At 57.8% G+C, this 7,425-nt stretch carries 5 protein-coding genes; 4 read left to right on the forward strand and 1 reads right to left on the reverse strand.

The window, feature by feature from the left end; genetic code table 11:
* Window positions 1–98: 98 nt before the first annotated feature.
* Window positions 99–1,682 (reverse strand): cysteine--tRNA ligase, encoded by a 1,584-nt coding sequence (cysS, locus tag ACVWXF_RS07620; protein ID WP_457474065.1) that lies wholly within the window; start codon window positions 1,680–1,682, stop codon window positions 99–101.
* Between the two features lie 340 nt (window positions 1,683–2,022).
* On the opposite strand from cysS, the gene ACVWXF_RS07625 reads away from it, so the two are divergent.
* The 4 genes from ACVWXF_RS07625 (at window position 2,023) to ACVWXF_RS07640 (ending at window position 7,343) form a co-directional block, all read left to right on the forward strand.
* Window positions 2,023–3,732, forward strand: a complete 1,710-nt coding sequence (locus ACVWXF_RS07625) for a LysM peptidoglycan-binding domain-containing protein (RefSeq protein ID WP_457474066.1) — start codon at window positions 2,023–2,025, stop codon at window positions 3,730–3,732.
* Between the two features lie 92 nt (window positions 3,733–3,824).
* The gene (locus ACVWXF_RS07630) at window positions 3,825–5,150 is read left to right on the forward strand and encodes an FIST signal transduction protein (protein ID WP_457474067.1); all 1,326 of its coding nucleotides are present in this window, start codon (window positions 3,825–3,827) and stop codon (window positions 5,148–5,150) included.
* Window positions 5,151–5,231: 81 nt separating this feature from the next.
* Window positions 5,232–6,764 (forward strand): leucyl aminopeptidase, encoded by a 1,533-nt coding sequence (locus ACVWXF_RS07635; RefSeq protein ID WP_457474068.1) that lies wholly within the window; start codon window positions 5,232–5,234, stop codon window positions 6,762–6,764.
* 171 nt (window positions 6,765–6,935) lie between these two features.
* Complete coding sequence (locus ACVWXF_RS07640; RefSeq protein ID WP_457474069.1) at window positions 6,936–7,343, forward strand: hypothetical protein; 408 nt, start codon at window positions 6,936–6,938, stop codon at window positions 7,341–7,343.
* Window positions 7,344–7,425: the final 82 nt, after the last annotated feature.

A 7,425-nucleotide genomic window follows, 5' to 3' on the forward strand; every position in this document is an offset into this window, starting at 1 on the left:
TACTATATCCCTCTCAATGACTTTTGCCAAACCGCCTAAAGCTCAGTAAATTCAGCAAAGTTCAGGGTTTTGGGGGTTAGAGGCATGCTCCTCAACCCCTATTCTCGCAGCCAACGGGTGGTGCCATCTTTTTGATCGATGAGGGTGATGCCGAAGGCTTTCAACTGATCCCGAATGCGATCGGCTTCGGCAAAGTTTTTGGCCTTGCGGGCTGCCGAGCGCTGCGCGATCAGCTCCTCGATTTTTTTAAAGTTAAGTTCCCCATTTGTAGCTGCTTCTTTGGATCCCTCGAATTCAGAGAATGAGGGCCAACAGAATCCCAAAGTAGCCAAAATCTCCAGCAAGGCAGCGCTTTTTTGTTTGAGGGCCTGGGGCTCCAGATGGGTTTGGCCTTGATGGGTGAACAGGTTGTGTTCGCGGGTGAGTTCTTTGGCCAATTCAAAGGCGATAGCCAGCGCTTCAGGGGTGCCAAAATCATCGTCCATAGCAGCTTGAAAGGCTTGCATGGCCTCAGCATCAGGGGATCCCTTTTCTTCTTTGCAGAAGTGCTGGGCACAGTGGATCCCTTTCTGGAGGGTTTCCCAGCCACGGCTAGCCGCCTGCATGGCTGCCTCGGTGAGATCTATGGGGCTACGGTAGTGGGTCTGCAACAGAAACAGCCGCAAGGCCATGGGGTGATAGACGGCGAGGGCCTGTCGTAGGGTGGTGAAGTTGCCCAAAGATTTGGACATTTTCTCGCCGTTGATGTTGAGAAAACCGTTGTGCATCCAGTACTTGGCCATCGGCTTGCCGGTGATTGGCTCCGATTGGGCCAGCTCATTTTCGTGGTGGGGGAAAATCAAATCTGCCCCGCCGGCGTGAATGTCGATGTGATCTCCCAGGGTCTCCCGCACCATGGCGGAACATTCGATGTGCCAGCCCGGTCGCCCCCAACCCCAAGGGGAGGCAAACCCCGGCTCAGAAGGGGGGGCCGCTTTCCAAAGGGCAAAGTCGAAGGGATCCTGTTTGTCGGCTCCTTCTTCTCCTACCCGGCCACTGGCTCCCGCCTCCATCTCCTCCAGTTTTCGACCGGATAGCTGGCCGTAATCCGGGAACTTGCGGACAGAGTAGTAAACAGAGTACTGAACAGAGGCGGTGGTCTCTGGCTGGTGTCCCGCTTGCAAGAGGGAAGACTGGTCGGTCTGGTGTCGAATCGGATCCCGTACCCGGTAGGCAAAGCCTTTGAGCTCCAAAGATTGGATCAACTGGAACATGGCTTGCAGCGATTGCGTTGCCCTCGGGTAGAGATCGGCCCGCTTGATGTTCAGGCGATCCATGTCCTGGAAATATTCGGCGATGAAGCGCTCCGCCACCGCTTGCATGGATTCGCCACGTTCCAACGCCCGCTTGAGGATCTTGTCGTCCACATCGGTAAAATTCTGCACATACTTCACTCGGTAGCCGCGCCACTCCAAGTAGCGACGCACCGTGTCCCAAACCACGTAGGTACGCGCATGGCCGAGGTGGCAGAGGTCGTAAACCGTTACACCACAGACATACATCCGCACCAGGGGCTTCTCCTCCGCAACTGGAGCTGCAGATCCCTGGGAATTGCCGACGGAAACGGATTGAGATCCACCTGCTGCCAGCGGCTGAAACACTTCCTTGCGGCGAGTCAATGTGTTATAGACAACCAAATCCATGGGTATCCCTAGTTTGTAGTTTCAGCTACAGCAAAACAGGCTTTGTCTTCCAAAAAAAGACGATGGCGCACTTTGTCTTGAATCGGATGAGGCTCGACAAAATCTCAACGAGCCAAGGGCTGGAACCATTGTGAGGCAAGCATTGTGGCTGAAATTACCTGCCAAGACTTGTCTAGATTTGTTAACTACGGTACTCTAACCTGAGTGCGAGCCAGCCTGTTCATTAGCGAGCTCCACCCCCGCTTGAGTCACCCCTGGGGTGCTCGGTGCCAAGGGGCTTATGCCCCTCATTTTGACATCTTCTTCTCTTGCACTCTAGTGTCAGCCTGTTGGTGTGAGGATGCCTTTAAAACCCACTTTCCCCAATCCCCAAAACGGGGAGCTGGATTTCCGCGGTGCTGCCGTGAGCACCCTTTCCCCCCCACCCCCAAAGGGCTCGGCAGGGATCCCTTCAGAACAGTCCTGGACTTCTGCGGATTCATCTGCCGAGGAAGCCTATCTTCTGGAGTGGGCTCCAGCCCCTCTCTCTGGGCGGTCGAAGCCAAGATGGGTTGGTTTGGCCCTCTCTCTCAGCTTAACGGGCCTGGTATGGCTTCTGAAGCTGGAGGCGGATCCCTGCGCAGAAGCTGGGGAAGAGCAGCTGCCGGCCACCCCCAGGTGCCCAACCGAGCCTGAGACAGCCCATCCAGAGCCGGGGGATTCTGCTCCTGCGCGTCGGGGATATCCGGCTTGGGCCACTGGTCTTTTGCTGATGCTGGGCTTGGCCGGAGTCGCTACCCTACAGCAGCGACAGTTGAATCGCCCCCTGTCTCCGGCGGTAGAGCCGATCCCACCCTCTGTGCATACGCTATCTGGCGCTCTGCAGCAAAACTACGAGCGGAAAAAGGAGCAGCTGCGCCAAGCCTTCGCAGAAGGGCGAATCCCGACAGGAGAAGAGCCCAGAGGCATTCTGGAGCATGAAATTCAGCCGGGGGAAACCCTCTGGCAACTGACCCAGATGTATCAGCTCGACGCGGCTGCCATCACCGTCTCCAATGGTATTCAGGCCAGTACTGAGCTGAAGCCGGGGCAAGTTCTCCTCATCCCCAGCCAGCCGGGATTGATCTACACCGTCAAGCAGGGAGACACACTGGAGGACATTGCCAACCGCTACCGAGTTCCCCAGCAGCGGATTATCGAAGCGACTCCTCTGGATCGCCCGGAATATCTGCGCATTGGCCAACGCCTGCTCATCCCCGGCGATGTGGGCGAGTTGATCCAGCGTCAGAAGGAGATGATCGCTGCCCAGAAAGCTCGCGAAGAGGAAGAGCGCCGCCAGCAAGAGGAGGAAGCCCAACGCCAAGCCGAAGCCCAAGCTCGATTACAGGCGGAGCAGCAACGCCGGGCCCAGCAAATGGAACAAGAACGGCAGGCCCTCTTGGCCGGTGGATCCCTGACCCACACAGTTGGAGCCGGTGACACCATCGAACGGATCGCCGCCCGCTATGGGGTAACTCAGCGATCCATTATTCAAGCCAACAACTTGCGCAATCCCCACTGGCTGCGCATTGGCCAACGCCTTACGATTCCGGCGCCGGGTACGCAGCCCACCCCTGCTCCTGCCCGACGAGCTCAGAGCCAGCCACAAGCTCGGCCAGCGCCGCCAGCGCCCCCTCCAGCTCCTCCTCAGGCCCGCAGCAGTGGGTTTATCTGGCCGGTCTCCGGGCAAATCACCTCTGGCTTTGGCTACCGTCGCGGTCGCCTTCATGCAGGGGTAGATATTCCTGGCCCCGTGGGATCCCCCATTGTAGCCGTTCAGGAGGGAGTGGTGATCTTCGCGGGGAATGCTGGGGATGGCTACGGCAATCGAGTGGACATTCGCCATCCCAACGGAATTGTTACTCGCTATGCCCACGGCCATCAGATTTACGTTTCCACAGGCCAGTACGTGCAGCAGGGGCAGACAATCATGAGCCGCGGCAGCACTGGCTGGAGCACAGGGCCGCATCTGCACTTTGAAGTCCGCCCCGGCGGGGGCGCGCCTGTGGATCCCCGGCCCTATCTGCCCTGATCCTGTCCCAAAGCGAGACTACACAGAACAGCCAGCCCGGCCATAAATTGCTAGCCTAAAGACAGCAAACTCCAGACCGTAGGAACACGCCGATGCAGTGGGTGAACGCGCTCTCCCAGCTCCCTTCCCTAGAAGCGGCTCTGCGGCAGGTGGTGGAGGAAGCCAAGGCCAAGCTTCAGGCGGCCCAGCTGAAAAGTGCCTTGAGTCGGCAGGTGCAGACGGTGGGATCCGGTGGGTTGCCGGGGCTGCTGACGGGGTATGTCCCCTCTCAGCCGCTGCGGCCCAACTTGGGGGTTTTGTTTGTGTCGGCGGCCTTTGCCAGCGAATACATCCGGGTGTTGCCGTTGCTGTCGGAGCTGCTGGAGGTGGACGTTTTGATCGGCTGCTCCGGGGGTGGCATTGTGGGTGGCGGGCATGAAATTGAGGATGGCCCGGCTCTCTCCTTGTCTTTGGCGGTCATGCCGGAGGTGGTGCTGCATCCTTTTCATCTGCGGGGGAACCAATTGCCAGACTTGGATGCGGCTCCTTCTGCCTGGGTCGATTGTGTTGGGGTTTCGCCGCAGAGCAAGCCTCATTTTCTGCTCTTGGCCGATGGATTTTCCTCTGGCATCTCAGAGTTGCTGCAGGGGTTGGATTTCGCCTATCCGGGATCCGTCAAAGTGGGGGGATTGGCCAGTGGGGGCCGCGGCCCTCGGGGCAATGCTCTGTTTTTGCTGGATGCGCGTACCTCCACACCTCGGCGGGAGCTGTATCGAGAGGGCACAGTGGGGCTAGCGCTCTACGGCAATGTGGTGCTGGATGCAGTGGTGGCCCAGGGGTGTCGCCCCATTGGGGATCCCTTGCGGGTGACGGAAGCAGAGGGGAATGTGATTCTTGGCTTGGAGGGTCGCCCTCCTCTAGCGGTTTTGCAGGACTTGGCAGAGCGGCTCAGTCCCGTGGATCAGCGATTGGCCCGCCACTCTCTCTTCATCGGCCTGCTGATGGATGAGTTCAAGTCGGAGCCGACGCCGGGAGATTTCCTCATTCGCGTAATCTTGGGCGTTGATCCGCGCGTGGGGGCGCTGGCCATCGGGGATCAGGTGCGCCCTGGCCAGACGGTGCAATTTCATCTGCGGGATGCCCAGACTTCGGCAGAAGATCTGCGTTGGGCCCTCAGCCGCTATTGTGCCGAGCGCAACTTGAGGCAAAGCCCCTCTCAACCGAGGCCGGAGCCTTGTGGGGCGTTGATGTTCTCCTGTTTGGGGCGAGGCAAGGGCCTGTACGGCACTCCCGATTTTGACTCGCAACGGTTTCGGGAATTGCTTGGAGAGCTGCCCTTGGGGGGGTTCTTTTGCAATGGTGAGATCGGCCCCGTTGGGGGATCCACCTTTTTACACGGCTACACTTCCTGCTTCGGGATCTTCCGGCCCGCCCACTAGAGGGGGGATCCCTTGCCCTAAGAGCCGGCAAAATTAGATAAACTGAGGATCTGCTGTCAACAGCTTGGTCAAGGGTTTCTCATGCAGCTTCATCTTAGCGAGCCGCCACTCACTCAAGGGGAATGTGCCCTGGTCTATTGCTTTGCCGCTTCCGGCGGGAATGGCCGCTTTCCTCTGCCCCCTGAGATCGCCTCTTGGGATGAAAAGGCGTGGTCAGGGCTGGTGGCGGAAACCGTTCAGGAGCAGGGGTTTCAGGGGAAGCCGAATAGCAGTGTTGCCCTGCGCCTGACAGGAGAGATCCGCAAACTGGTGTTGGTGGGGCTAGGGGATCCCGCGGCCCTAACGCTAGAAGCCCTACGACGGGCCACAGCCAACGGCCTGCGCCAGGCTCACAGCTTAAAAGCCAAGCAGGTGATGCTGTCTTTGCCGGAGACGGGGTTGGATCGGGTGCGTGGGGTTCAGGCGGTGGCCGAAGCCTGCCTACTGGTGGCGCACCGGGACAATCGGTTTAAATCTTCAGCCAAAGGGGAAGAGGAAAACAGCTTTTCTGTGCAGGAAGTAACTCTTTTGGTGCCGGGGCTGGCCCAGGCCCGTTCTGACTACGAGGCCGCGCTGCGGCGGGCCATTGAGATGGCCGCAGGAACCATCTTGGCTCGGGAATTGGTGGCTGCCCCCGCCAACATTGTGACTCCTCTCGCCCTGGCCGATACCGCCCGCCAACTGGCCCAGGAATATGGCCTAGAGGTGGAGATTCTGGGACAGGAAGAATGCGAAGCTCTGGGGATGGGGGCTTTTTTGGGTGTGGCCAAAGCCTCTGATCTGCCGCCCCAGTTTATCCACCTCACCTACAAGCCGGCACAAGGGGATCCCGTCACCAAATTGGCCCTGGTGGGCAAGGGGCTGACCTTCGATTCCGGTGGGTTGAACATCAAAACCGACTCCCGCAGCATCGCCATGATGAAAACCGATATGGGGGGAGCAGCGGCAGTTTTGGGAGCTGCACGGGCCTTAGCCGCCCTCAAGCCTCAGGCGGAACTGCACTTCATCGTCGCCGCCACGGAAAACATGATCAGCGGCCATGCTATTCATCCGGGAGATATCCTCACCGCCTCTAACCAAAAGACCATCGAGGTCAACAACACCGACGCAGAAGGTCGCCTCACCTTGGCGGATGCCCTGGTGTTTGCGGAAAAGCTGGGCGTCGATGCCATCCTCGATCTGGCTACCCTGACCGGTGCCTGTGTGATTGCTCTGGGGGAAGAAATTGCCGGCTTGTTCACCCCGGATGAGACGTTGGCCCAGGAGCTACAGCAAGCTGCCAACCTTTCCGGCGAAAAAATCTGGCGCCTGCCGCTGGAAGAAGGCTACTTCGAGGGTCTCAGCTCCATTGTGGCCGACATGAAAAACACTGGTCCCCGCTCAGGGGGATCCATCACCGCTGCCCTGTTCCTGAAGCAGTTTGTGGAGAAAACCCCTTGGGCCCACCTGGATATAGCAGGCCCCGTTTGGACAGAGAAGGATGCAGGCTACAACAACAAAGGGGCCACCGGTTATGGGGTGCGCACCCTGGTGGAGTGGGTCTTGGCGCGGCAAGCCGCAGCAGCTTGCTCATAACCCCGCCTTTCTGGACGTTGGGCCTTGAAAAAGCATCTACTGAGGGAGGAGCCAAGGGCTGCTTGGCTGGAGCTGTCCGATCCCTAAAATAGGCTTAAAAAAGAGTCTAGGTATTGAGTAGCACTTTGCAAGGCTTCCCCTCAGGAAGCATACTCGGTCCTGAGTGATCCTGTGAAGCGAAAAGCCTACGACTCCCAAAGGCTTTCCCAGACTTCGCCCACAAAAGGGAGCGGGTATGACCAAGACTTAAAAGCAGAACGCGGTTACAGCACCCAAGACGGCAACCCTTGGCCCTTTGACTTCGACAAGATAAAGGAAGCTGCAGAAGAGATAGAACGTCGTAAGAAAAACATCGAGGCCAACTATAACCAAAGAGTAGAGCAAGTTAAGTCTGAGTTAAGGAGAAACTTGATCTCTATCGGAATAAAACAAGAGGAAGCTAAAATTGATCATACCTTTGCCACCAAAAGTGACACTATACTGGGTGCCCTCTCGCTTTTAGTCCTGAGCTTGTTCATTGGTGCCTTAAGTAGCTCAATCGGGCTTGTGCTCTTTCTAATCTCAGTTACAGCCTTTTAATTTAAAATAGGGTACAGGTATTCAAGAGGAAGGAGAGAAAGGAATGCCGACTCATTCTTTGGATTTGCGGCAAAGAGTTGTA

Source organism: Thermostichus sp. MS-CIW-40 (genome assembly GCF_054058315.1).

What these genes read in the sequence shown, in the direction of transcription:
- cysS (WP_457474065.1), bottom strand. Translation starts at nt 1,682, where the DNA reads ATGGATTTGGTTGTCTATAACACATTGACTCGCCGCAAGGAAGTGTTT.
- ACVWXF_RS07625 (WP_457474066.1), top strand. Translation starts at nt 2,023, where the DNA reads ATGCCTTTAAAACCCACTTTCCCCAATCCCCAAAACGGGGAGCTGGAT.
- ACVWXF_RS07630 (WP_457474067.1), top strand. Translation starts at nt 3,825, where the DNA reads ATGCAGTGGGTGAACGCGCTCTCCCAGCTCCCTTCCCTAGAAGCGGCT.
- ACVWXF_RS07635 (WP_457474068.1), top strand. Translation starts at nt 5,232, where the DNA reads ATGCAGCTTCATCTTAGCGAGCCGCCACTCACTCAAGGGGAATGTGCC.